Below are 26,239 nucleotides of genomic sequence, written 5' to 3' on the forward strand. Positions count from 1 at the left end.
CTAGTTTCCTCACTTTACAACCTTCTCGATAAAATTCCGAATAGAAGACAAGCCATCTGGTGTTCCGATACTCTCTGGATGGTACTGGAAGCCATAAATTGGAAGGCTTTTGTGTTGAATTCCCATAATGGCTTGGTCGTCGGTCGAACGAGCTGTCACTTCAAAGTCTTCTGGCATTTCTTCAATCAAAATACTGTGGTAACGCATGACCGGACGCCCATCTTCGATTCCTTGATACAAAACAGATGGCGCTTCAAAGCTGATATTGCTCTGTTTCCCATGCATGACTTTGGGAGCCAAACCTAGCTTACCACCAAAGACTTCTGCGATGGCTTGGTGCCCCAAACAAATCCCAAGAATCGGTTTCTTACCAGCAAAGTCACGAATCATGTCTTCCATCTTGCCAGCATCAACTGGCCAACCGGGACCAGGAGAAAAGACCAGACCATCTGCTTTTTCAGCTTCTTCATATAGCTTGGGATCATCATTTCTCAAGACCTGTACCTCTGCAAAATTCCCAATGTATTGGGCCAAGTTATAGGTAAAAGAATCATAGTTGTCAATCAATAAAATCATGGTCTTAGTTCTCCAATTCTAGTCATAGATTTTGCTTTGTTAATGGTTTCTTGGTATTCATTTTGAGCAATAGAGTCGTAGACAATCCCTGCCCCAGCCTGCACATAGGCTGTTTGATTTTTGAGAATCATCGTTCGGATGGCAATGGCAAAATCCATATCACCCGTCGCAGACAAGTAGCCGATTGCTCCTGCGTATACGCCCCGTTTTTCCGTTTCCAGTTCATAGATACGTCTCATGGCTCGCATCTTTGGTGCTCCTGAAACTGTTCCAGCAGGAAGTGTAGCTTTCAAGGCATCCATAGCAGTGAGTTCTGGAAGCAAACGCCCCTTGACCACACTGGTCAAATGCATGACATAGCGGAAAAGCTCCACTTCCATATACTTGGTGACTTGGACACTTGCTGTTTCAGAGATGCGGCCAACATCGTTACGACCCAAGTCTACCAACATCCGATGTTCTGCTGTTTCCTTCTCATCCGAAAGCAAGTCTGTCGCCAAGGCCTTGTCTTCTTCATCCGTAGCTCCTCTTGGTCGTGTACCGGCAATCGGATTGGTTGTCACGATGCCATTTTTGACAGAAACCAAACTTTCAGGACTAGCACCGATGATTTGATAATCACCAAAGTCATAGAAATAGAGGTAATTAGATGGATTGGTCACGCGAAGATTTCTGTAGAAGTCAAATGAATTTCCAGTAACTTCTGCTGAGAAGCGCTGACTGAGCACGCATTGGAACATATCGCCATTTCGAATCAAGTCACGAGCTGTTTCTACCATTTCCTCAAATTTCTGAGGAGCGATATGGGGTTTGAAGTCAAGCGGAGATAAATCCAAGTCTTCAAATTCATTTGCTGCAGGAATGCGTAATTCCTCAAGTACTTGGTTCAAAGCTTTTTCCAAGTCTTCTTGAACACGCTCGCTGTAAAGAGCATCCTCGATGACATGGATTTTTTCCTTCTTGTGGTCAAAGACCATGTAGCTCTCATAGACAAAGAAATGCATGTCTGGCGTCCCAATGGTATCCTCAGGGATTTGACCAATTTCTTCATAAAGCGAAATCATATCGTAACCCACAAAGCCAATGGCTCCCCCACCAAAAGGTAGGTCTGAATGATGTTGGCTCTTATGAGTAACTTCATAAAGGAAATCCAAGGGATCACGATCAATCACTTGCCCATTTTGATAAAGAACTCCATTTTCAAACTTAATCTCAAAAACTGGATTATAGGCTAGGATAGAAAAACGAGCTGTTTCCTTGTCTCTCGGAATACTTTCTAAAATAACCTTGTGTTGCCCCTTTAGGCGCATATAAGCCAAGATTGGCGATAAGACATCTCCATGAATGATTCGTTCCATTGTAATTTCCCTTTCAATTCTAGTTCGTGGTGACTATATGAAAAATCCCCACGCAAAATAACTTGCGTGAGGACGAAATTCGCGGTGCCACCTCAATTATAGGATTTTTCCTATCTCTCATTCCTGTCTCAGATACCTCTTGTAACAGGCTGTGCGATAAAGGGCACTCCCTTGAGAATTATGTTTTCTTCTCTCATTTCAGATGGACCCAACCTTACAGCTTTCTCTGCTTGTTTCCAGCAACCACAAGCTCTCTGGGAAAGAAAGTACTGTAATTTTTCCATCTTTTTAATTAGAAACTTAGATGATAATTTCATCTTTCCTTTGTTTCAGTATATGATTTTTTCATACAGCCGATGCGATAATATGAAAAAGCCCACACACAGAATCTACTTCCGTGTGAGGGCGTTGGTAACGCGGTGCCACCTCAATTATAAAGGGACTATTCCCCTTTACATCTCTGCCTTGTCTAACAACAAGTTGCACTGTAAGGTGTGCGCACCGAATTTTCATTGTTTCAAATTCATTTTTTAAATCAGCCCACTTTCACTATTTTCAACCACCTGTTCACAATCACCACAGGCTCCCTGAAGATCAAAAATAGTTACTTTTCTGATTTGTTGAGAATATTATATGCTATTGTCCGATTTTTGTCAAGATTTTTTTATGATTTTTTTCCAGAACCGAGGATTTCTTCGGAAATTCTCACCAAAGTCTGAACGATGTAATCAACTTCTTCATCGCTTAATTTTGTATGAAGAGGGAGCGTAATTTCATTTTCAAAGAAGGCATAGGCTCTTGGATAATCTGCCATATCAAAACCAAGATTCTTATAGGCTGCCAAGAGAGGAAGCGGTTTATAGTGTACATTACTTGCAATTCCTGCTTTGGCCAATTCTTGGATGATGAGGTTGCGTTCTTCTAAACTTGCTCCTTCTACATGGGTGATGTAGAGGTGGCGTGAAGATTCGACAGTATCAGTCTTGTGTGCCAGTGGGTGAATACGAGTACCCGCAAAACCACGATCATAGCGGTCCACGATGTCCTTACGACGTTGTAGCAAACCAGGGTAACGATCCAATTGTACCAAACCAATCGAAGCCATGATATCCGTCATGTTACACTTGTAGGCTGGCGTTACGATATCGTACTCCCATGAACCCAATTGCATCTTAGCAAGAGCATCCTTAGTTTGACCATGAAGGGAAAGGATTTGGAACTCCTTGTACATCTCTTCATCGTCAATCGCTGGATTGGCTTTCCAAGTCGCACTTCCTCCCTCAGCAGTTGTAAAGTTCTTAACGGCATGGAATGAGAAGGAAGTAAAGTCAGCGATAGAACCAGCTGGTTGCCCTTTATAAGTAGATCCCAAAGCATGGGCACTATCAGAGACAATCACAATACGGTTAAAGGCCTTTTGCCACTTGCTTGAAGCTGTAAAGAGATCACGTTTTTTCTCCACAACTTGGAACAAACGGTCATAGTCACAAACAATCCCTGCAAGCTCAACCGGAATAATCACCTTAGTCTTTTCAGTAATGGCTTGCTCAAGAAGGTCATAGTCCATCTCAAACGTATCTGCTTGGATATCCACCATGACAGGTGTTGCTCCCACGTGAGTGATGACACTACATGAAGCTGTATAGGTCATGGCTGGAACGATGACTTCATCACCAGGTCCCACTTCCAAGACACGTAAAATCAACTCAAGAGCGGCAGTCGCAGAGTTGAGGCAGACAGTCTTAGGTGTCTGTGTGTATTGAGACAAGCGACGCTCCAGTTCTTTTGTCTTAGGACCTGTTGTGATCCAGCCAGAACGTAGGGTATCCGCTACTTCAGCAATTTCAGCTTCTGTAATATCGGGTGGTGAAAATGGAATATTGTAATTTGGCATTTATTTGCTCCTTTTATCTGTACTCATTTTCTCATGACTATTTATTTTAGTACTTCAAACACGGTTTGAAACATGATTTTGATGTCTCCAAGGAAACTAAACTCTCGGAGATAGGCGAGATTATAGCGCATCTTTTCAGGAAGAACATGTTCGACATAGGCTTGGTCAACTGACAGGCCTTTTTCGGTCATTTGACTGATGATAGTGTCCTCATCCTTGTAGTTGATGCTGGCTGGAGAGGTAATCCCTGCGGGTAAGAGCAAGGTCGCCATCATTTCAGGACTATACTGCTCTGTATAGCGTGGCACTTCAGGTCTTGTACCGACAAAAGACATCTCTCCTTTAAGGACATTGACCAACTGAGGCAGTTCGTCCAAACGGATACGGCGGATGAAATTCCCAACTTTGGTAATGCGGCTATCGTTAGCAGAAGTCACCAGACTTCCTTTTTTATCCGCATCCGTCACCATGGTACGGAACTTCCAAATCTTGAACCGACGGTTGTACTGGGTCACGCGCTCTTGCTTGTAAATGACAGGTCCCTTGCTATCCAACTTGATCCAAATGCTCAAGATAAGAAAGATTGGGGAAGTCAAAATCAGTAAAACCAAGGCCAGAATCCAATCCAGACAACGCTTGAAAACCAGCGAACCTTTCCTTTTAGAGACAAGCTGGTAGTAAGACTCAACCTCGCTTGATTGCATTTCCACGGGCAAGTCTTCCCATTTCAGCATGCTGTTTCTCCTTTGTTTTTATTATACTATTTGTCAACATTTTTCATTATACCACAAAATGGAAAAGGCGGTGCAAGAAAGCTGTAATTTGGAGGAATTCTTATTAGGACATGGCCCCTGCCTGCAAGCTATACATCTTATGATAGGTTCCTCCCAAGGCCAAGAGTTCCTCATGGGTTCCACTCTCGATGATTCGCCCCTTGTCCAAAACATAGATACAGTTGGCATCTTGTATAGTTGAAAGGCGATGAGCGATGGCAATGGTCGTCCGCCCCTGTCTCATCTTAGCTAGGGAATCTTGAACCAAACTTTCTGTTTCAGAGTCAATATTGGCTGTCGCTTCATCCAAAATTAAGATTTTAGGCTGACTGGCGACTGTTCTGGCAAAGGCAAGGAGCTGACGCTGTCCAGTAGAAAAGCTCGAACCACGCTCAGAAACAGGAGAGTCGTAACCCTGAGGAAGGTCCTGAATAAAGGAATCTGCATCTACAAAGGTAGCTGCGTCCTTTACTTGATCATCACTGATATCTTGGTACATGGCGATATTGGACTTGATAGTCCCGTGATAGAGGAAGGGATCCTGCAAGACCAGACCGATGTTCTTTCTCAGCTCTTCCTGACTGTAGTTCCTGATATCCACATCATCCAAGAGAACTAGCCCTGACTGAAATTCATAAAAACGCATGAGGACATTAATAATCGAAGATTTCCCCGAACCTGTATGACCTACAAAGGCAATAGTTTCCCCCTTCTTAACTGAAAAGGAAATATCATCCAGGATTTGGTGTTTGCCATCATATGAGAAATACACATGTTCAAAACGAATATTGCCTTCTTTGATTTTGGCTTGCTCATTTTCTTGAAGAGGCTCATAGTTCGTCTCGTCAATCAAGGCAAAAACACGACCTGCAGACACCATGGACGTTTGAAGGGTTGAAAAGTTTTGCGTCACCTCAATCAAGGGATCAAAGAGACGGTTGATATACTGGATAAAGGCATACATGGTTCCGGCCGTTATCCCGATAGAAAGTCCACGGTAGCCAAAGTAGGCCATCAAGACTGTGTAGCCTAGGAGTTTCAGTAAACTCATGGCAGGACGTAAAAAGAGGGCATCCAAAGCCACAGAACGGTTAGCATAGACCAAGTGTTCTTGGTTGATTTCATCAAATTCTGCCTGCAGGCGCTTCTCTTGATTAAAGGCCTGGATAATTCTGATTCCTTCGATATTTTCTGCCAGCTTACTATTGATATCTGATAAGAGACTTCTGGTTTTCTCGATGATTTTCACTGACCTTTTCCGATAGAGATTGACCAAAAGGACAATCAAAGGAAGAAAGAGCAAGACTAAAGCTGTCAAACGAAAATCCAACACCAACATGGTATAAAGAGTTGTCAGAAAGATAAAAACTGCTGAAATAAAGCTGGATAAAATCCCCGAAAACATATCACTGATGGTCTCGGTATCATTTGTCAAACGAGAGACGATGGAACCTGCTGGCGTCTTGTCAAAATAAGACATGCTCAGTTTTTCCATATTGGCAAAGGCATCCCGACGAATATCCCTTACAATACTGTAGGACACCCGCGCAAAGAGAAGATTTCCAACATACTGGACCAGAGTTTGCAGGAGATAAAGACCATAGTAGGCCAGCAAAACGGTAATGGCCAGTTGGTTAAGATTGCTAAGATACTGGTCGATAAAGTGGGAAGCCACAAGGGGAATGACACTTTTAATGACCGTAGTCGCTAGGAGAAAGCTTAGTGCCAAAAAGGTCAGGAATCCATAGGGCTTGAGATAGGACATCAAGCGCTTCAATACAGCCCATTGTTCTTGCTTATTTTGCATCTTCTTCTCCTTTCATTTCTAACTGCTGAGACTGGTAGGTTTGGGCATACCAGCCATCCATGGCTAGCAAGTCTTCGTGCGTGCCCCGTTCGATAATTTGACCATTTTGCAGAACCAAGATCAGATCTGCATGGACAACTGCACTGAGGCGATGGGCCGTTATGATAGTTGTCTTATCCTTCCGCGTCTCCTTGAGATTGTCAATAATAGCATACTCTGTCTTGGCATCCACAGCTGACAAGGAATCATCTAAAATCAAGATATCAGGGTCTAAAACCATCGCCCGACTCATAGCTAGACGTTGCTTTTGACCACCTGAGAGACTGACCCCCTTTTCACCGATCAGCGTATCAAATCCCTGAGGCATGGCTACAATATCTTGGTAAACTTGGGCTAGCTTAGTCGCTTCCTCGACCGTTGAAAGGGGCAAATTAGGATTGCCAAAGCGGATATTGTCTAAGATAGAGGTCGCAAAGAGGAACTGATCCTGAGGGACATAGCCCATGAGGCTGCGAAGGTCTGTCAAACGGTAGTCACGAATATCGTGACCGTTTAGGTAAATGGCTCCCTTGTCAACATCATACTCACGCAAGAGTAGTTTGATCAAGGATGTTTTCCCAGAGCCTGTCTGCCCGACCAAGCCTAGGGTTTGCCCTTTTTCCAAACTAAAGTGAATATCCGTCAGTGTTTCTTCATCTTCAAAGGCAAAGCTGTCAATGGCATATTCCAAGCGCCCATTTTCAATACTATCCAGAGGACATTCAGGGTCTTGCACAGGTGATTCCTGAGATAAAAGATCCTCAATTCGTTGATAAGATACCTTTCCCCTCTGAGTGATATTAAAGAGGAAGCCAATGGCCATAAGAGGCCAGACCAGCATATCCAAGTAGCTGATAAAGGTGACCAGATTTCCAACTGTAATCTGCCCTTCCTGAACCATCAAGGAGCCGACCAAAAGAGTTAAGACATAGGAGGAACCAACAAACAAGAGAACCATGGGATCAAAGAGGCTATCGTATTTCATGGTTTGGAGGTTCTTTTGGAAGGTCAATTCATTGACTGCCTGAAAAGACTCTAGCTCGTCCGCCTGATAACCGAAAGACTTGGTCACTTTGATACCTGATACAGACTCCTGCACCTTGTTATTGAGTTCAGAAAAGGCTGCCTGTGACTCGCCAAAGGCCTTGTGGGTCTTTCTCCCTAGACGACTGGTCGCATAAGCCATGAAAGGCAGGGGTAGAATGGCAACTAGCGTCATCTGCCACGAAATGCTAAAGAGCATGGCCAGCAAGGTCACTAGAGCCGTGATAGAGGCATCCACTGCTGACATGACACCACCACCTGCGAGACGAGTTAAGGCATTGATATCATTGGTGGCGTGTGCCATCAAGTCCCCCGTCCGATAGGTCTGATAAAAGGCTGGCGACATTTTAGTAAAATGCTCAAACAAGCGAGACCGCATAATCTGCCCTAGACGATAGGAAGTTCCAAGGATATACATGCGCCACACATAGCGCAGATAGTACATCCCAAAGGCTGCAAGTAGCAAATAAAATAGATTAAGAAGGAGGTCCTGCTGGGTTAATTTCCCCGATGTGATGGCGTCAATCACCCGTCCCATGACCATGGGGGGAATGAGATTAAGGACGGAAACCAAGACCAAGGCCACAATTCCGACTAAATAACGGCGCTTTTCTAACTTGAAAAACCACCAGAGTTTTTTAATAATGGACATAAAATCCCTTTCTGATTGCAAATGGAAACCTGAGGCAGAGACCTCAGGTTTTTCTTATTCATAGGTTACAACTGTGACGGCACCCTTGTCATACTCAGCGATAAAGATATTGGCCACATTGTCATGCCCTTGTTTGCTGAGATTATCAAGCAACCACTCTTCGCTACGGCCAATATATTCCAAAACATCGACTTGGATCACACCGTCAGTCACAACTGGATACTTAGGATTTTCATCTCCCATTTGGATCACGATGAGTTGGCCATTTTGCTCCTGCACAGCTCGTTTGACCTGTTTCATCTGGAAAATTCCTTGGCTACGAAGTTTGAGAGCAACTTCTGCTGCAGACAATCCAACTGAACGACAGGCTTCTGGGTCAATCTGCCCATTTTTGATAAGGAGAGTTGGTTTTCCATCAATCAAGCGTTTGACAAAACGAACATTGTTATTGAGCCACTTGAGGGTCAAGACCAAAATCGTCCACATCATCAAAATCACTGCGTACTGCAGAATGCTGATTGAACTATTGTAAATCACCCCACCGATGATACCACCAAGAACATAGTTCTGAATTTGGTCTGTAGCAGAGTTAGGTGCTAGATTCCCCTTTCCTGTCACATTAATAACAAAAACAAGAGAGAAAAGACCCAAGGCCAGTTTGATTAAAATTTCCATATAATTGAGTGTCATTTGTTTACCTCCACCAATTCAATAGCGTCTGTTTGATTCAATTCTAATTTCTCTAAAAGATACTTGTCTGGTTGGCTCCCGTTCATGGCGCGGTAGAAATTTGGACCTACCTTGACAAGCGCTCCATCAGTGGCTGCAGAAGTATTGACATAAACTTCTGATTTATCCACTCCCAAGTCTTTGGAAACAACCTCTATGAAATGAAGGGAGGTTTGAAATTGGTTGTTAGAGGCTTGATTGGTCTGGTATTTTGAGATTGTCACCAAAAGCATGGCCACCAAGGTCAAGGCCAAAATCATGACCAATTCCCGAAACTTAGTCCCCTTTTTATCTCGATACGCTTTAAAAGCAAAAAATCCTGTGATAGCTAGGAGAACAATTCCAAAGCCAATCATGATGCCATTTTGCTGACTGATTTGGCTAAGTACATAGTCATATGAGTAAAATTTCATTTATTTTCACTCCCTTTCATAAAATCATTCTTAATTATAAACGAAAGAGAGTGATTTTTCAAGCCATACGTTGGGGAAATGGACCTTTTTTTGGTATAATAAAATCTATAATCTGAATGAAAAAGGTAACTTTATGAAACTCATCTCATGGAATATTGATTCCCTCAATGCTGCCCTAACTAGTGACTCAACTCGTGCCAAATTGTCCCAAGAAGTACTACAAACCTTGGTCGCTGAAAATGCTGATATCATCGCTATCCAAGAAACCAAGCTTTCTGCCAAGGGTCCTACTAAAAAACACTTGGAAATTTTAGCTGAACTCTTTCCAAACTACGAAAACACGTGGCGTTCTTCTCAAGAACCTGCCCGCAAAGGCTATGCTGGAACCATGTTCCTTTATAAGAAAGAACTCACACCCACTGTCACTTTTCCAGAAATCGGTGCCCCTTCTACCATGGACTTAGAAGGTCGCATCATCACTCTAGAATTTGATGAATTTTTCGTGACCCAAGTTTACACTCCAAACGCTGGCGACGGCCTCAAACGTTTGGAAGAACGCCAAGTCTGGGATGTCAAATATGCTGAATACTTGGCTGAACTAGACAAAGAAAAACCAGTCCTTGCAACCGGTGACTACAACGTGGCCCACAATGAGATCGACCTTGCAAATCCTGCTAGCAACCGCCGTTCACCAGGATTTACCGACGAGGAACGTGCTGGATTTACCAACCTTTTAGCAACTGGATTTACTGATACCTTCCGCCACATTCACGGCGATGTTCCAGAACGCTACACTTGGTGGGCACAACGCAGCAAGACTTCTAAAATCAACAATACAGGCTGGAGAATCGACTACTGGCTGACAAGCAACCGCGTGGCTGACAAGGTGACCAAGTCTGATATGATTGACTCCGGTGCGCGTCAAGACCATACGCCGATTGTATTGGAAATTGAACTCTAAGGAGAAAGCTAATGGACTATCAAGCTGTCATTCCTGAATTTGTAATATCTGACCTCGAAAAGTCACGCCACTTCTACTGCGACTTGCTGGGATTTTCTGTCGAATACGAGCGTCCAGAGGAGAAATTTCTCTTCCTCTCGCTTGAAGACTGCCAACTTATGCTAGAAGAAGGCAGCACAGAAGATTTAGCCCAACTAACCTATCCTTTCGGGCGCGGTGTCAATATTTCCTTTGGCATTGAAGATGTCCCTCAGCTCCACCAAAAACTGCTGGAGGCCAACTATCCTATTTATCGTCCTTTGACTAAGAGAACATTTCGTGTTGGGGATCACTACATCTATCCTCACGAATTTGCAGTCTTGGATCCAGATGGCTATTTTTTAAGATTTAGCGAATAGAAGAACAAAAGGCTACAATACTATCTAGCATTGCAGCCTTTTGTTCGTTCGCTTTTATGATCTATTTACTAACAAAATATTTGATTTATAAAGCTAATTGGTGTAAAATAAAAACATTGGCAGTAGCCTATTTAAAATTGAATATCATTTTACTTGTTTATGTCGTGAATTGGCACGACGTTTCTACAAGGTGCCGGAACACCTAACAATGAGTATGTCAGCTGAAGGTATGGTTTTGGCCATGCCTATTTTGGGGACTTACTTAGGGGATTAAGTAGGTCCTTTTAAATATTTTTATTAAAGCACGCCTTTAAGTGTAAACTAAATATTTTTAATATTTCCCTTAATTAGTGCGGACGGGAGCAACTTCCTTCGGAATTTCATCCCTAATTTTTGAGCCAAAAGTCTCAAAAATCCCGTCATAGACAATAACAAGATTATTGTCTATGATACCACTACGGCGGGAAATATTTGATAAAACTCGCTTCGCTCGTACTAGTTTTATCATTTTATCAAATATATAGCACTAGCAAACTGGATCACTATAGAAACATTTAAACAACAAGTAATTTGACTTTTAGACTTTAGGAGGTCTTATGAAATTATTAGAAGAGCGCATCCTTGAGGATGGGCATATCTTGGGTGACAACATCCTCAAGGTGGATTCCTTTTTAACCCACCAAGTTGACTTTAGCTTGATGCGAGAGATTGGTAAGGTATTTGCGGAAAAATTCGCTTCTGCTGGCATTACCAAGGTCGTGACCATTGAAGCTTCAGGCATTGCCCCAGCTGTTTTTACAGCTGAAGCCTTAGATGTCCCTATGATTTTCGCCAAAAAAGCTAAAAACATCACCATGAACGAAGGCATCTTAACTGCCGAAGTCTACTCCTTTACCAAGCAGGTGACCAGCACCGTTTCTATTGCTGGAAAATTCCTCTCACCAGAGGACAAGGTCGTGATTATCGATGATTTCCTAGCAAATGGACAAGCTGCCAAAGGCTTGATCCAAATCATCGAACAAGCCGGTGCAAGAGTCGAAGCCATCGGTATCGTGATTGAAAAATCCTTCCAAGATGGTCGTGATTTACTTGAAAAAGCAGGCTACCCAGTCCTATCACTCGCTCGTTTGGAACGTTTTGAAAACGGTCAGGTCGTATTTAAGGAGGCAGATCTCTAATGCAAAAACAAGAAAAACACTCGCAAGCAGCCGTTCTTGGCTTACAGCACTTACTAGCCATGTACTCAGGTTCTATCCTGGTTCCTATCATGATTGCGACAGCTCTTGGCTATTCAGCTGAGCAGTTGACCTACCTGATTTCTACAGATATATTCATGTGTGGGGTGGCCACCTTCCTCCAACTCCAACTCAACAAACACTTTGGTGTTGGACTACCAGTCGTTCTTGGAGTTGCCTTCCAGTCAGTTGCTCCTTTGATTATGATTGGGCAGAGTCACGGTAGCGGTGCTATGTTTGGTGCCCTTATCGTTTCAGGGATTTATGTAGTTCTGATTTCAGGCATTTTCTCAAAAGTTGCTAATCTTTTCCCATCTATCGTAACGGGCTCTGTCATTACCACGATTGGATTGACCTTGATTCCTGTTGCTATTGGAAATATGGGAAATAATGTTCCAGAGCCAACTGGTCAAAGTCTCTTACTTGCTGCTATCACTGTTCTGATTATCCTCTTGATCAACATCTTTACCAAAGGATTTATCAAGTCTATCTCCATTTTGATTGGTCTCGTAGTCGGAACCGCCATTGCTGCTACCATGGGCTTGGTTGACTTTTCTCCTGTGGCTGCAGCACCGCTTGTCCATGTCCCAACTCCCCTCTACTTTGGTGTACCGACTTTTGAAATCTCATCCATCGTCATGATGTGTATCATTGCAACGGTGTCTATGGTTGAGTCCACTGGTGTTTACCTGGCCTTGTCTGATATTACCAATGACCCAATCGACAGCACGCGCCTTCGCAACGGTTACCGCGCAGAAGGTTTGGCTGTACTTCTCGGAGGAATCTTTAACACCTTCCCTTACACAGGATTTTCACAAAACGTTGGCTTGGTTAAATTGTCAGGTATCAAGACCCGTCTGCCAATCTACTACGCAGCTGGTTTCCTAGTCCTCCTTGGACTCCTTCCTAAGTTTGGCGCCCTTGCCCAAATCATTCCGAGTCCTGTCCTCGGTGGTGCCATGCTAGTGATGTTTGGTTTTGTCTCGATTCAAGGGATGCAAATCCTCGCCCGCGTTGACTTTGCTAACAATGAACATAACTTCCTTATCGCAGCTGTATCAATCGCCGCTGGTGTGGGACTCAACAATAGTAATCTCTTTGTCAGCATGCCAACAGCCTTCCAAATGTTCTTCTCAAATGGAATCGTCGTAGCAAGCCTACTTGCCATTGTCCTCAATGCAGTATTAAACCGGAAAAAGAAATAAGAAAAAGAGGTGTGAGCCTCCAGATTGAAGAAAAGTTCATTTTGGACGATTTCTTCAATCTTTTTCTTTCGGTCCAAATTAAGACTACCCTTGAAAAAATTGGAATAATAGCCCTTCTGAAAAAATATACGTTAAATCAGAAATTAAATTATTTCCAAAATAATTGTAAGAGTATCCACTTTCTAATAGGTCGCTCAAAAAGTTTTAAAAATCATAAAAACGCATAATATCAGGCATTCAAAAACCTTGATATTATGCGTTTTATCAGGGAAAAATTTGCTAGATTTTCTCCTCAAATTGAGTCATTACCCAGCCTCTTCTATTATCTTCTTTTACCCTTTTTTACAGGCATGAGCGTAATGTCTCTCAAGCTAAAGTAGGCTAGGGCCAGCATGGCGATTGTGACAAAGAATTCTGTCGGTAATTGGAAGATTTGCAAGATGGACAACATCAGCAAGATCAAGAGCGCAACAACTACAAAGACCAAGATAACGATGTTGACTGTTCCTTTAATGCTTTGTGGTGTCGCAAATACATAGAGTAGTAATAAGAGTATCCCTATGATTAAATAGACCATCTTTATCTCTTTCTAGCTCTTATTCAGCTGATTTTTTCTTTTTGTTAGCTTTCTCGCGCTCTGCCTTGTTAAGGATTTGCTTGCGCAAACGGATAGACTCAGGCGTTACTTCCATGTACTCATCGTCGTTCAAGAACTCGAGTGACTCTTCAAGGGTCAAGATACGAGGTGTCTTGATAACAGCTGTTTGGTCCTTGGTAGCTGAACGGACGTTGGTCATTTGTTTAGCCTTGGTGATATTCACTGTCAAGTCATTCTCACGAGAATTTTCACCAATGATCATTCCTTCGTAAACCTCAGTACCTGGGTTGACAAAGATCGTACCACGCTCTTCGATAGACATGATTGAGTAAGTTGTAGCCTTACCAGCATCGATGGAAACAAGGGCACCACGGTGACGTCCCCCAATTTCACCCGGAATCAATGGCAAGTATTGGTCAAAGGTATGGTTCATAATACCATAACCACGAGTCATTGACAAGAACTCAGTTGAGTATCCGATCAAACCACGCGCTGGAACAAGGAAGACCAAACGAGTTTGACCATTACCAGTTGAAATCATATCCAACATTTCACCCTTACGTTCAGAAAGGCTTTGGATAACAGATCCTTGGTATTCTTCTGGAGTATCGATTTGAACACGTTCAAATGGCTCACATTTAACACCATCAATCTCTTTTACGATAACCTCTGGACGAGATACTTGAAGTTCATAACCCTCACGACGCATAGTTTCGATAAGGATTGACAAGTGCAATTCTCCACGTCCTGAGACAGTCCATTTATCTGGTGAATCCGTTGGGTCAACACGAAGGGAAACGTCTGTTTGCAATTCTGCTTGCAAGCGTTCTTCCACCTTACGAGAAGTCACCCATTTACCTTCCTTACCAGCAAATGGTGAGTTGTTGACCAAGAAAGTCATTTGAAGAGTTGGCTCATCGATGTGTAGGATTGGAAGAGCTTCAACTGCGTCTGTCGGAGTAATGGTTTCACCGACAAAGATGTCTTCCATACCAGAAACGGCAATCAAGTCACCTGCTTTAGCTTCTTGGATTTCACGACGTTCCAAACCAAAGAAACCGAAAAGTTTTGTAACACGGAAGTTCTTCGTTGTACCATCTAGTTTAGAAAGGGTAACTTGGTCTCCAACTTTCACACTACCACGGAAGACACGTCCGATACCGATACGACCTACGAAGTCATTGTAGTCCAAAAGTGACACTTGGAACTGCAAAGGCTCATCTGAATTGTCGACTGGAGCTGGAATATGGTCAATGATGGTATCAAAGATTGGTGCCATTGTTTTTTCTTGATCAGCAGGATCGTCAGAAAGTGAAGAAGTTCCGTTGATAGCTGAAGCATAAACAACTGGGAAATCAAGCTGATCATCATCTGCACCAAGCTCGATGAAGAGTTCCAAAACTTCATCCACTACTTCTGCTGGACGAGCTGATGGTTTGTCGATTTTGTTGACAACCACGATTGGGACAAGGTCTTGTTCCAAGGCTTTTTTCAATACGAAACGAGTTTGTGGCATGGTTCCTTCGTAGGCATCTACGACCAAAACAACACCGTCAACCATTTTCATGATACGCTCAACTTCTCCACCGAAGTCCGCGTGTCCCGGTGTGTCCATGATATTGATACGAGTTCCGTTGTAAGCAACAGCTGTATTTTTAGCAAGGATGGTAATCCCACGCTCTTTTTCGATATCGTTTGAGTCCATAGCACGCTCTGCCAACTCTGTACGTGCATCAAGAGTTTCAGATTGTTTCAATAATTCGTCAACGAGGGTTGTTTTACCGTGGTCAACGTGGGCGATAATCGCAATGTTACGGATATCTTCTCTTAATTTTGTCATGATTTCCTCTAATATTTAAATTTTTATTTCTAACTGAACAATTATACCACAGTCTCATTCAAAAATCACAGTTCAGCTAAGTGTAAATGTTTTCACTCTGCTTTTCTAGTCAAGGCAACTCTTTTCAAAGTCAGAGACTTATGATAAGATAAGCTGGTATGCGTTTAGATAGATTATTAGCCCAAGAAAAGGTCAGTCGCAAGGCTATGAAACAGGCACTTCTAAAAAAAGAAATCCTAGTGGACGATTGTCCAGCCAGCTCCCTCGCTCAAAATGTCGACACTGGATTACAGAAATTAGTTTTTCAAGGACGGCAGATTCAAGGATACGAGCACAACTACCTCATGCTTCATAAGCCAAACGGAGTCGTTACAGCTAGCAAGGATAAGAAACTTCCGACCGTCATGGACCTACTCTCCAAAAATATCCAGTCAGACCAACTCTACGCGATAGGCAGGCTAGACCGCGATACGACAGGACTGCTCCTTTTGACAGACAATGGACCTCTTGGCTTTCAACTCCTCCATCCTCAATATCATGTGGATAAAACTTACCAAGTTGAAGTCAATGGACTGCTCACACCAGACCATATCCAAAAGTTCACAGATGGGATTGTCTTTTTAGATGGCACCGTCTGCAAACCTGCCAAACTAGAAATTCTGTTTTCAAGCCCATCAGTGAGCCATGCAGCCATCACCATCTCAGAAGGAAAGTTCCATCAAGTCAAAAAAATGTTTCTTTCTGTTGGTGTCAAGGTGACCTCTCTCAAACGAGTTCAGTTCGGTGATTTTACGTTAGATTCAGAACTTGCAGAAGGGCAATACCGTCCCTTGAATCCAGAGGAATCGGAAATCATTAAAAACTATTTAGAGATTAGTCAATAAAACAAAAAAGCTTTAAATTTAAAGCTTTTTTTGTTTTTGCTTATCTAAAAACTATTGCGATTGCTAAAATCCAATTTAGTACAGAAACTACAAGTCCTACGATGTTGAGAATTTTTTCTGTTTTATAGTCTAGTCCAGATTCTTTTTGGTATGAAAAAGCCAAGACCAATCCTATGATCCCCAAAATCAGACCTACTATTGGAGATAGCAAACCAAGAACGATAGATAAGATACCTAAAACAAGTGAAGGTTTTTTCTTTTGTTGTGAATTCATATTACAAAATCTCCTTAAATTTAATATAAATGATGATACCTTAAGATACTAGCTTTATCTATCATTCGATAGTTTTTTACAGAATGTTAACTATTCTTCACTTTCCCTTTCCAAGAATCCAACCCATAAGAAAGGATATAAATCTCAGAGAAACCTTGTTTTTTCAAATAGAGTGCAGCGTTGGTCACTCGTTGTCCGCGTTGGTTTTCATAGAGAAGGACAGGTTTATCCTTGCGAAGGGCTGCAAGGCTTGACTTCAACTGATTTGAAGGAATATTGCGGGCTCCGAGGATATGTTTTCTGTGAAATTCTGCTGGTTCACGGACATCAATCAACTGCCCTTTCCGAATTAAAGCTTCAAATTCTGCATTGTCTACAATCTTAGCCGCACGACGAATACGAAGGTAGTTATATCCCATCCATGCCGCCATCGCTAGTACGATTCCCCACAAAATCCAAATTGTCATAAGTTCTTATCTCCATTTTTCTCTATGTAGTCTAATTCTATCTTGTGCTCTCTACGAAGAACAGCTTCCGCCTCTAGATAGTCTAGCTTGTCCATCAGACCTGCATCATAGATCCGAGAGAGTTCGAGCTTCATCAGTTCAATATCATACAAACGCTTCCCCATGTAAACAATAATGCCAAACTGTTTGAGAAATTGCTGCACATCATAGAATGTTTTCATAGCTTCCATTTTAGCAAATTCTAGACTTTTTTTCAATACTGGACAGGCTCTTTCCCCCTATTTTCTTCGTCTTCATTACCCATTCTTCCGCAAGTATGGTACAATAAAAACATGAGAATTCAACAACTACACTATATTATCAAAATCGTCGAAACTGGCTCTATGAATGAGGCAGCCAAGCAGCTCTTTATCACCCAACCCAGTCTCTCTAATGCTGTTCGAGACTTGGAAAATGAAATGGGCATTGAAATCTTTATCCGCAATCCCAAGGGCATTACCTTGACCCGTGATGGGATGGAGTTTCTCTCCTATGCCCGCCAAGTTGTCGAGCAAACTCAGCTTCTGGAGGAACGCTATAAAAATCCTGTCGCCCACCGCGAACTCTTTAGCGTGTCGTCTCAACACTATGCTTTTGTGGTCAATGCCTTTGTCTCTCTGCTCAAGAAAAGTGATATGGAAAAATACGAGCTTTTTCTACGTGAAACTCGGACCTGGGAGATTATCGACGACGTCAAGAACTTCCGTAGTGAGGTTGGTGTCCTCTTTTTGAACAGTTACAACCGTGATGTTTTAACGAAAATGCTGGATGACAACCACCTGCTAGCTCACCACCTCTTTACCGCTCAACCCCATATCTTTGTCAGCAAGACCAACCCTCTAGCTAAAAAAGACAAGGTCAAACTGGCTGATTTGGAAGACTTCCCTTATCTCAGTTATGACCAAGGGACGCACAACTCCTTCTACTTTTCAGAAGAGATTCTTTCACAAGAACACCACAAGAAATCCATCGTGGTCAGTGACCGTGCCACTCTCTTTAATCTCTTGATTGGTTTGGATGGTTACACCATTGCAACAGGGATTTTGAACAGTAACCTCAACGGCGACAATATCGTTTCCATCCCGCTGGACATTGACGACCCGATTGAACTAGTCTATATCCAGCATGAAAAAACTAGCCTATCTAAGATGGGCGAACGCTTTATCGAATACTTACTAGAAGAAGTTCAGTTTGATAATTGATAAACTGCCAGACATATCTTATAATATTTCTTAGAAAAAAATGATTGGAGAATATCGTTGAAAAAGTTTATATTGGCAAGTGCTGTTATCCTTTCAATAGCAGAATTGGCACAAGCACCTATCCATGCGGAAGAAAACAATGCTAATCCTCCTGCTACCACCGAGCTAAGCAACTCTAAGGAAGATAAGAAAGATCTTTCAATTAAAAATGAAGAGGAGACTACAACACTTCCAAAAGACAAGGCAAAAGAAGAAGCCCCTAAAAAAGAAGGGTGGCAGGAAGAAAACAAACAGTGGCGTTTCTATGAAAACAATCAGCCTGTCCTCAAATGGAAAAAAATTCAAGATAAGTGGTACTATTTTGACCAAGAGGGAAATCGACTCAGTGATACCATCTTTGATGGCTATGTTCTCAATAAAGACGGGGTCATGGTAGAAAATGGCTGGGTAGCTCTTGAGGGTAAATGGTACTACGCCAGTGAATCTGGAAAAATCATCCAACAAACATGGAAAAAAATCGGAGGAATTTGGTACTACTTTGACAAAGATGGTGTCATGCTCAGTCAGACAATCGTTGATGGTTATCTCCTTACCAAAAGCGGAGCCATGGCTGAGAATGGCTGGGTGAAGTTTGACCAAAATTGGTATTATGTCACACCATCTGGCAGAATCTCGCAAGACAAATGGGAAAAAGTAAACGGTTCTTGGTATTATTTTGACAAAAGCGGCGTGATGCTCAGCAAAACGACCGTTGGTGCTTACCTGCTCGGCAGTAGCGGGGCTATGGCGGAAAACTCTTGGGTGAAGATTGATCAAAATTGGTATTACGCTAATGAATATGGGAAATACAGCCAAGATAAATGGGAGAAAATAAAAGGAACTTGGTACGCCTTTGAACAAAATGGAGTTATGCTTTCCAATAAATGGAAAGGAAGCTACTACCTCAAATCTAGTGGAGCCATGGCTGAAAAAGAGTGGATCTTTGACAAGGCCTACAACAGTTGGTTCTATCTAAAAGCGAATGGAACCTATGCGGCTCGTGAATGGATTGGAGCCTACTATCTCAAGTCTGGTGGCTATATGGCCAAGAATGAGTGGATTTACGACGACTATTACAAGGCTCGTTACTATTTGGACGATAGTGGCCATTATGTTTCAGGAACCTACAAGATAGACGGAAAGGAACATTTGTTCCAAAAATACGGCCAATGGATTTCTGAAGTTTCAACAGAAGGTGGATTTGTAAAAGGTCAATACAGCAATACCATTTTCCTAGATCCTGGGCATGGTGGTCGAGATTCAGGTGCCTTTTACTACAATGTAGCTGAAAAAGATCTCAACATGCAAATCTATCGCAAACTGCGTAAGAAATTAGAAGAATTAGGTTATACTGTCCTCACATCACGTGACAGTGATATCGATGTTGATTTTAAGACTGAGCGTTCAAAAATGGTAAATAAAACCAACTCTGATATCTTTATCAGTATCCATTTCAATGCTACTGGAAACATTCACTCAAAAGCAAGCGGTATTCAAACCTACTCCTATAGCGATGAACCTGATTATCCAAGTAAGATTAATAAATACTGGCACAACCATCCTGATCGTATGAGTGAAAGCAAGCGCCTCGCTGCTGCTATCCACTCCTCTCTCCTTGCAGAAACAGGTGCCAAGGATGCTGGCTTATTGGAAAGTAGCTTCGCCGTACTACGCGAAACTGCCAAACCAGCCGTCCTCCTAGAACTTGGTTATATGGATAATTTCACCGAAAATCAACGTATTCGTGATGATCGATACCAAGATAGACTAGTCGCAGGCATCGTAAAAGGTATCCAAGCATATTACGCTGGTAAATAAAAACAAAGTCTCGAGGTTTCTCGAGACTTTTCTACTTGCCTTCTTTTTTATTTTTATCAGGAAAGAGGTAGCCAAGTCCTACACAAGCTAGCACTCCTGCACCAATCACCAAACCACTTGATATTGGCAAAAGATCCAAAATAGCATTTGCAATGATAAAGGCAATGATTAGGCACATAAGACTAGCCTTATAGTCTTTTTTCAAAAAATTTTCTAAAGTGAAATAGAGGAACAATCCCACTGGAATGAGTGACCAGAGGTTGACATCCAAACTTGGCCATCCAACATAGCCAAAATACAATACTAGCGCTGCCGCTGCTAAGAATACAAGTCCCAATAATTTTTTCATTTTTTGTCTCCATTTTCTTTTTTTATTGATTTGAGTTGTCTGATACTGACCGCTCACGTCCCTTACATGAACCATTATAGCAGAGGTTTTTTTCAAGAACAAGGCCTTTTGCCTATCTGGTCTATATCTCGGTCTAAGTAGTTGAATATTTCTGGCAAAAGAAAAGAAGCCCTAATGGACTTCTTGATTCTGCCGATTGCAGGGATCGAACCTGTGACCTACGCGTTACGAGTGCGTTGCTCTACCGACTGAGCTAAATCGGCGATTACCCTTATAGTATAGCACTCTGAGAATAGATGTCAAGAAATTTTCATCTCCATTAAAAAAAGCCTGTCCTGAGACAAGGCTTTGATATTCTATTATTTACGATCCCGCACTTTCGTAGGCATCTAAGCCCTTGTCCCATAGTTTCAAAGAAATGACAAAGAAGACAAGGGAAAGCAAAATCAAACCACCGATATTAAAGAAGACATCCTTGTCCTGTAAGAAATAGCTGGCAGGATAGTAGGCCGTAAAAGCGAAAGGCACGATAAAGCTAATCAACCAACGAAGAAGCGAATTGTAAATGGAAATCGGGTACTTGGCAAAATCATTAAACATATAAAAAATGTAAATCATAGCGCCTGACTGCTTGGTCCAAAAAGCAATACTGGCTGTCGCGATTTTCAAAGAAGTATAAATCAAGGTCGCAAAGGGAATACAGACTAGGAAAATCAGGAATTTTGGAAGGGTCCAAGCAATACTTGATACTGTTGTCGCTAGCAAGATTCCACCGACCAAAAGTTCGCCCAAGGCATCAATCTGAAAGGTCTCAACTAGGATGTGAAAGAGAGGATTGATAGGACGAGTCAGATACTTGTCAAACTCTCCCTTTCGCACCAAGCGTTGCCCCAGTGCCCAGAGATTGTCAAAAAAGAGATGGTCCAGACCCTTGGGAATCAAGGAAAAACCATAAATAAAAGCTATCTCTTGAAAAGTCCAGCCTTCTAGGGATGGAATATGTTGAAAGATGACATTGAGAAACAAGAGGTTCAAGCCTTGGGTCAGGAAAACACCTAAAACACCAACCACAAAATCAACCTTGTATTCCATGATTTGTTTGATGTATTGTCTGATAAAAATCAGATGCATGCGTTGATATTTTTTCATACTAACCTCCTTGAATGGTGATGAATGACTGGACTCGTTTCCAAATCAACTGAGACAAGCCCACCATCACTAAGAGCCAGAAAAACTGTAGCAAAAGCGCCTGAAGAATCTGACTGGCATCGTATTTCCCAACTATGATCATAACTGGAGTGTAAATCAAGGATGAAAAAGGCAAGAAGGACAGGATATCTGAAACGACCTTAGGAAAGAAAGCCAAGGGAATTAGACTTCCAGACATAAAGGCAACTATGGAAGTCTTGAGTAGATTGGAACCCCATAGATTTTTAAATACAAAGGCTGAAAATCCAAAGCAGATATTAAAGAAAAAGTTAATCAGGTAGGCGAGCGTCAAGCTAAATAGATAAAGGGTAGTTAGTCCCAGCACTTCTAAAATGCCTTGCCCTGATAAAATTTTCATCAACACAATGACACTTAAAAATGGAAGTCCGACAGAGATAAAAATTAACCACTTGGAACCAAGTTCGGTAAAGAGATAAGAGGCCGCAAAATGCACTGGTCTCAACAAGCGCATGATAATAGAGCCATCCTTGACCTCCTCACCAATCATAAAAGAAGAATCCGACCTAGTCAAAAGATTGGTCACAAAACTCATGATGATGTAGAGGGTGATATCTGCCATACTGAAGCCTTGAATCAAAGACTCTTGCGACGAATCAAAGACTGCCTTCCAGAGATAAAAGGCCACAAAAGCCCCCATGACATCGCCAATCCGATAGAGAATAAAGTTGACTCGATAAGTAATCAACTCCTGAATCCCTGCATTGATAAAAGGTTTATAACGTCTCCACAATTTGACCATCTTAGAGCTCCTTTCGGTAGAAGCGACGGATAATATCCTCAATATCCGTATCCATCATCTTCAAATCGCGAATCTCAAAATCAGACAAGGTTTGCTTGATAATATCAGCAGACTGGTAGCGGGAACTATCAAATTCAATATTGAGGCTGTTTCCTTGTCTATCAATGGTCATATCCGAAAAGCCTTCATAGTGAGAAACGAGATGACTTTGACCTGCTAGCAGTTCAAAGGAAAGAGTCTTCATCTTACCGAAGGTTCCCTTGAGCTGGCTAACAGTTCCATCAAAAATCTCCTGCCCCTTATCAATCATAAAAATCCGATCACAAAGTTGCTCAATATCACTCAGGTCGTGAGTGGTCAAGAGAATGGTTGTTTTTTCCTCCTGATTGATCTGAGTAATTGCCCGACGAATGTTATCCTTGACCGAAACATCCAAACCAATGGTCGGCTCATCTAAAAAGAGAACCTTGGGATTGTGAAGCAAGGAAGCCGCAATGTCCGCCCGCATCCGTTGTCCCAATGAAAGAGTTCGCACAGGGTCTTTGATAAATTCCTTCAAATCCAAGACTTCATTCAAAAAGTCCATGCGTTTATGAAAGAGCGAGTCTGGCACATCGTAAATCTCTTTCAAGACCGTGTAGGTTTCTTGCAGTGCCAGATCCCACCATAGCTGGGTGCGTTGTCCAAAGACCACCCCAATATCCTTGACATAATCCTGACGATTGTCCTGCGGAATCTTGCCATTAATCCGACAAAAACCAGATGTCGGCTTTAAAATCCCTGTCAGCATTTTGATGGTTGTCGACTTCCCAGCACCATTTGCCCCAATAAATCCTAAAATCTGCCCTTTTGGAATCTCAAAAGTCAAATCCTTGACCGCTTCAAAGGTCTGCTTTTCGGGATGAATAAAAGAGCGCAAAGCCCCTTTCAATCCCGGTTCCTTGACTGTCTTCACAAAATTTTTCTGAAGATGTTCCACTTCTATCATTGCCATAAATCTCTCCCTATAGCAAGGAATAGCAACATTGTATTTTTAACTACAAATATCTAAATCCTTACTTTCTACAACTTCTACATTTTATTACTACAGAAGGCTTTATACCAACCTATTATAGCCCAATAAAAAACGGAATGCAAGCGTTTGCCTGAAGATTATGAAATTAGAGATTTTACTCTTAAAATAATAGTTTTAATCAAAAATTCTGATTTAATAGTTTCCTTAAGACACCAAAAAACCTGCCCAGAAGGGCAGGTTGTATTAAAAGTGATTTATCTCAAATATTTAATTTAATCAACACATTCTCCATTTTCATTAACTCTATACCCGTCTATGGTAGTATTAACTGCGAGTTCTCCTGAAGAATATGAATAATACCATGTTTCGCCAATTTGGTACCAACCAGTTACCATTGATCCGTCTACTTTTAAATAATACCATTTTCCTGAATCTTGAATCCAACCTGTCGCCATAGCTCCATTATCTTTCAAGTAATACCAGGCATCATTATATTTAAACCAACCTGTTACTAGGGCGCCATCATCACTTAGATAGTACCAATGTTCATTATCTTGAATCCACCCCTTTGCTAAAGAACCACTATTATTTAGATAGTACCAAGCACCATTATTTTGATTCCATCCTGATTCCGATGAGTCTTGAACATCATTTATTACTTGGACAGCCTCAATAATTTCCTTCAATTCAACTCGTTTTCTATCTTTTATGACAGATTTAACTTTTTCCTCAACAAACTCTTTCGCATAAGTTCGACTATTTTCTTTCCTTTGGAACATATCCTTCAGTAAACTTTCTAATTGTTCATTAAAGACATCTTCTTGGATTTTATTAAACTCTTTCTGAGATAGCGAAATAACCATCACAATATCAATAAACTCTTCTTTTAATTGAGCAAACATTTCCACACGATCATCTTCTATGAATTGATCCGCAATTGCTTTTGCTCCTATTCCTCCTGCAATTCCTCCTACAATCGCTCCTGCAAATGCTCCTATTGGTCCAGCAATTGCATCAAATTTAATCGAGGTCAAATTACCTCCTTTGGATATCAATTTTGCCCCCTATAAATAATTCTGTGAATACATTTGAAATAAAAAAGAATGCTGATAAATCAACATTCTTTTTACGTAAACATAGAAAAAAATAGTCTTTTTTGTTTCTTTAGCTACCAGAAAGCTACCATGAACTTAACTAAATTAAGATTCTTATATTTAAAAAATTAATTTTGTGCTTTATCTATATTTTTTATACATTCATTATAGCTTTCTATATAATAATACGAACTATAAAACTTTGAAAATTTCAAATATTGAATAGCTAAATCATACTCCTTTTGTACTCTTAGTTCCTCACCGTAGAGAACTAAAAATTCAATGGGAAGTACCTTTTGGTTGTCAAACAATATAACATCTTTCAAATTGTTTTCAATAAAATTTGTTATTGTAAGTTTTTTATTTTCTTTTTTCTGCATTTTATATTCAAGTGATAGTATCAATAATCGATAATCTTCATATTCTCTTTCTCTTTTTTCTTCGATTAGACGTAATAATTTTTCAAAACTATCTTTCATGCCAAGTTCTGTTCTTATTATCAATTGACCAAGTAATTTTATTTCATCTATTTCAGATATTGTACCAATTAAAAATTCATTTGGTAAATATTTTTGCTCTAAAATATCCATTGAATTATCAAAATACAGATAATAATTAATTTCATCTTTTTTTACCACTGTCAGTATTTCATCGTATAAACTAAACAATCTATCAACTGCGAAGTATATTGCAAATAATACTGTAAAAACACTTGTCATATCCTTTATTTGTTCACTAGAATACAACACGGTGACAAAAACTAAAATGTAGACAACAGCTTTAATTAGAGTTTCTATACGCGGATTGTTTGTTTGAAATTGTATACCGAATCTCATTATTAAAACAATTACTAATAAAAAACAGATTGCAAATGGAAGGTTAAACAAGATAGAAAATATAAAGGGAATCACAAAACATGAAAAAACCTGGACAAAATTTTTTATCGTATCTATGATTGTGTCTGAGTGTTCATTATCTTGCGAAACTGTGAATGGTCTTACATATAGAAGTAAATTACATAAAAACCTATATATATTCCCCTTTCCAAATTGTGTTAATGTGATTGCAATAATAAGCACCCCAATAGATATTGTAAATTTGTATTCCCCGAAAAGAATTACTGAAGAAATAATCATTAAAATACTGCTAATAATCTGGTCCCTAAAACTTTCTCGATTAAACAACTTACCAGAAATCCAAAGTGGAATAAGAGAAATAAGTAATCTGACAAGTAATTCTCTCAAAATATTCCCTAAATCTGAAAAACTCTTAAATTTAAAATCAATAAATCCATCAATAACAATCCAAGAGCACTTACCTAAAAAATAATTTAGAATAGATTCCGCATTTCTAGCTAGCACAAGAATATTCGAAATAAAAAATTTAATAATATCTCCCAAAAATATTTCCCAAAGAAAATTTATAGTACCACCCATATAGGCAATTATAGTTAATATCATTAATCCCGATATTAAATCTTGTTTTACAATATTACCATCACTCATTCTTAGTATTCTATTTCTTATTATTTGAAACCAGTTATTTTTTTCAAAATCCATATTCTTCT

General features: G+C 40.9%; 25 protein-coding genes, 1 tRNA gene, 1 pseudogene, 1 riboswitch and 1 other annotated feature. Of the genes and pseudogenes, 7 read left to right on the plus strand and 20 right to left on the minus strand.

Translation table 11 applies throughout. The annotated features are described in order from the left end of the window. Positions 1-9: 9 nt before the first annotated feature. The 8 genes from HF881_RS03325 to HF881_RS03360 all read right to left on the minus strand — a co-directional run bounded on the left by HF881_RS03325 (position 10) and on the right by HF881_RS03360 (position 9,285). On the minus strand, positions 10-576 hold the full coding sequence (locus tag HF881_RS03325) for an aminodeoxychorismate/anthranilate synthase component II (protein ID WP_049505612.1): 567 nt from the start codon (positions 574-576) through the stop codon (positions 10-12). Further along, a complete protein-coding gene (gene trpE, locus HF881_RS03330) occupies positions 573-1,934 on the minus strand; it encodes an anthranilate synthase component I (protein WP_169446456.1) in 1,362 nt (453 codons plus the stop codon). The genes HF881_RS03325 and trpE overlap by 4 nt, the downstream gene beginning before the upstream one ends. A 65-nt stretch (positions 1,935-1,999) precedes the next feature. Next, positions 2,000-2,232, minus strand: a binding site (T-box leader). A gap of 366 nt (positions 2,233-2,598) precedes the next feature. Next, positions 2,599-3,828, minus strand: coding sequence for a DegT/DnrJ/EryC1/StrS aminotransferase family protein (locus tag HF881_RS03335; protein ID WP_169446458.1), 1,230 nt, complete (start codon positions 3,826-3,828; stop codon positions 2,599-2,601). Between the two features lie 41 nt (positions 3,829-3,869). Then, the gene (locus HF881_RS03340; protein ID WP_169446459.1) at positions 3,870-4,562 is read right to left on the minus strand and encodes a sugar transferase; all 693 of its coding nucleotides are present in this window, start codon (positions 4,560-4,562) and stop codon (positions 3,870-3,872) included. A gap of 103 nt (positions 4,563-4,665) precedes the next feature. Further along, positions 4,666-6,408 carry an ABC transporter ATP-binding protein gene (locus HF881_RS03345; protein WP_084925135.1) on the minus strand — a complete coding sequence of 581 codons (1,743 nt, stop codon included), beginning with the start codon at positions 6,406-6,408 and terminating at the stop codon, positions 4,666-4,668. Beyond that, the gene (locus tag HF881_RS03350) at positions 6,398-8,143 is read right to left on the minus strand and encodes an ABC transporter transmembrane domain-containing protein (protein WP_169446461.1); all 1,746 of its coding nucleotides are present in this window, start codon (positions 8,141-8,143) and stop codon (positions 6,398-6,400) included. The genes HF881_RS03345 and HF881_RS03350 overlap by 11 nt, the downstream gene beginning before the upstream one ends. A 54-nt stretch (positions 8,144-8,197) precedes the next feature. Further along, entirely contained in the window at positions 8,198-8,833 is a 636-nt protein-coding gene (locus tag HF881_RS03355) for a DUF421 domain-containing protein (RefSeq protein WP_070568193.1), read from the minus strand. After that, the gene (locus tag HF881_RS03360; protein WP_000675332.1) at positions 8,830-9,285 is read right to left on the minus strand and encodes a DUF3290 family protein; all 456 of its coding nucleotides are present in this window, start codon (positions 9,283-9,285) and stop codon (positions 8,830-8,832) included. Before HF881_RS03360 ends, HF881_RS03355 begins: the two co-directional genes overlap by 4 nt. Positions 9,286-9,418: 133 nt before the next feature. On the opposite strand from HF881_RS03360, the gene HF881_RS03365 reads away from it, so the two are divergent. The 4 genes from HF881_RS03365 to HF881_RS03380 all read left to right on the plus strand — a co-directional run bounded on the left by HF881_RS03365 (position 9,419) and on the right by HF881_RS03380 (position 13,084). Next, the gene (locus HF881_RS03365; protein ID WP_033606285.1) at positions 9,419-10,246 is read left to right on the plus strand and encodes an exodeoxyribonuclease III; all 828 of its coding nucleotides are present in this window, start codon (positions 9,419-9,421) and stop codon (positions 10,244-10,246) included. Between the two features lie 11 nt (positions 10,247-10,257). After that, a complete protein-coding gene (locus HF881_RS03370; protein ID WP_169446463.1) occupies positions 10,258-10,644 on the plus strand; it encodes a VOC family protein in 387 nt (128 codons plus the stop codon). Between the two features lie 133 nt (positions 10,645-10,777). After that, positions 10,778-10,873, plus strand: a riboswitch (purine riboswitch). A 367-nt stretch (positions 10,874-11,240) separates the two neighbouring features. Continuing rightward, on the plus strand, positions 11,241-11,822 hold the full coding sequence (locus HF881_RS03375) for a xanthine phosphoribosyltransferase (RefSeq protein ID WP_169446464.1): 582 nt from the start codon (positions 11,241-11,243) through the stop codon (positions 11,820-11,822). Beyond that, complete coding sequence (locus tag HF881_RS03380) at positions 11,822-13,084, plus strand: nucleobase:cation symporter-2 family protein (protein ID WP_169446465.1); 1,263 nt, start codon at positions 11,822-11,824, stop codon at positions 13,082-13,084. The genes HF881_RS03375 and HF881_RS03380 overlap by 1 nt, the downstream gene beginning before the upstream one ends. A gap of 322 nt (positions 13,085-13,406) precedes the next feature. On the opposite strand, the gene HF881_RS03385 is transcribed toward HF881_RS03380, so the two are convergent. Further along, positions 13,407-13,661, minus strand: a complete 255-nt coding sequence (locus HF881_RS03385) for a DUF3165 family protein (protein WP_000262659.1) — start codon at positions 13,659-13,661, stop codon at positions 13,407-13,409. Between the two features lie 19 nt (positions 13,662-13,680). Further along, on the minus strand, positions 13,681-15,522 hold the full coding sequence (gene typA, locus HF881_RS03390; RefSeq protein ID WP_000164117.1) for a translational GTPase TypA: 1,842 nt from the start codon (positions 15,520-15,522) through the stop codon (positions 13,681-13,683). Between the two features lie 158 nt (positions 15,523-15,680). Between typA and HF881_RS03395 the strand changes: the two genes are divergently transcribed. Continuing rightward, complete coding sequence (locus HF881_RS03395; RefSeq protein WP_169446466.1) at positions 15,681-16,406, plus strand: pseudouridine synthase; 726 nt, start codon at positions 15,681-15,683, stop codon at positions 16,404-16,406. A gap of 40 nt (positions 16,407-16,446) precedes the next feature. Here the strand turns inward: HF881_RS03395 and HF881_RS03400 are convergent, their stop codons facing one another. The 3 genes from HF881_RS03400 to HF881_RS03410 all read right to left on the minus strand — a co-directional run bounded on the left by HF881_RS03400 (position 16,447) and on the right by HF881_RS03410 (position 17,377). Beyond that, a complete protein-coding gene (locus tag HF881_RS03400) occupies positions 16,447-16,680 on the minus strand; it encodes a DUF4190 domain-containing protein (RefSeq protein WP_169446467.1) in 234 nt (77 codons plus the stop codon). Between the two features lie 86 nt (positions 16,681-16,766). Beyond that, positions 16,767-17,147 carry a rhodanese-like domain-containing protein gene (locus tag HF881_RS03405; protein WP_169446468.1) on the minus strand — a complete coding sequence of 127 codons (381 nt, stop codon included), beginning with the start codon at positions 17,145-17,147 and terminating at the stop codon, positions 16,767-16,769. Next, positions 17,144-17,377 (minus strand): YqgQ family protein, encoded by a 234-nt coding sequence (locus HF881_RS03410; protein ID WP_044135604.1) that lies wholly within the window; start codon positions 17,375-17,377, stop codon positions 17,144-17,146. The genes HF881_RS03405 and HF881_RS03410 overlap by 4 nt, the downstream gene beginning before the upstream one ends. Before the next feature lie 102 nt (positions 17,378-17,479). On the opposite strand from HF881_RS03410, the gene HF881_RS03415 reads away from it, so the two are divergent. Both HF881_RS03415 and HF881_RS03420 read left to right on the plus strand, forming a co-directional pair. Beyond that, a complete protein-coding gene (locus HF881_RS03415) occupies positions 17,480-18,388 on the plus strand; it encodes a LysR family transcriptional regulator (RefSeq protein ID WP_001222584.1) in 909 nt (302 codons plus the stop codon). Positions 18,389-18,445: 57 nt separating this feature from the next. Continuing rightward, entirely contained in the window at positions 18,446-20,245 is a 1,800-nt protein-coding gene (locus HF881_RS03420) for an N-acetylmuramoyl-L-alanine amidase (protein WP_169446469.1), read from the plus strand. Between the two features lie 31 nt (positions 20,246-20,276). Here HF881_RS03420 and HF881_RS03425 read toward each other — a convergent pair whose 3' ends face one another. The 7 genes and pseudogenes from HF881_RS03425 to HF881_RS03455 form a co-directional block, all read right to left on the minus strand. Continuing rightward, complete coding sequence (locus tag HF881_RS03425) at positions 20,277-20,594, minus strand: hypothetical protein (protein WP_169446470.1); 318 nt, start codon at positions 20,592-20,594, stop codon at positions 20,277-20,279. A 190-nt stretch (positions 20,595-20,784) separates the two neighbouring features. Next, positions 20,785-20,857, minus strand: a tRNA-Thr gene (locus tag HF881_RS03430). A gap of 100 nt (positions 20,858-20,957) precedes the next feature. Further along, positions 20,958-21,743 carry an ABC transporter permease gene (locus tag HF881_RS03435; protein WP_169446471.1) on the minus strand — a complete coding sequence of 262 codons (786 nt, stop codon included), beginning with the start codon at positions 21,741-21,743 and terminating at the stop codon, positions 20,958-20,960. 1 nt (position 21,744) lies between these two features. Continuing rightward, positions 21,745-22,563, minus strand: coding sequence for an ABC-2 family transporter protein (locus tag HF881_RS03440; RefSeq protein WP_169446473.1), 819 nt, complete (start codon positions 22,561-22,563; stop codon positions 21,745-21,747). 1 nt (position 22,564) lies between these two features. Beyond that, positions 22,565-23,557 carry an ATP-binding cassette domain-containing protein gene (locus HF881_RS03445; protein WP_169446474.1) on the minus strand — a complete coding sequence of 331 codons (993 nt, stop codon included), beginning with the start codon at positions 23,555-23,557 and terminating at the stop codon, positions 22,565-22,567. 293 nt (positions 23,558-23,850) lie between these two features. Next, positions 23,851-24,207: pseudogene (locus tag HF881_RS10475) on the minus strand (N-acetylmuramoyl-L-alanine amidase family protein); the annotation flags it as partial. A gap of 593 nt (positions 24,208-24,800) precedes the next feature. Further along, positions 24,801-26,231 (minus strand): beta-carotene 15,15'-monooxygenase, encoded by a 1,431-nt coding sequence (locus HF881_RS03455; protein WP_169446476.1) that lies wholly within the window; start codon positions 26,229-26,231, stop codon positions 24,801-24,803. Positions 26,232-26,239: the final 8 nt, after the last annotated feature.

The sequence above is a fragment of the Streptococcus sp. WB01_FAA12 genome, assembly GCF_012843315.1.
Lineage (GTDB): Bacteria > Bacillota > Bacilli > Lactobacillales > Streptococcaceae > Streptococcus.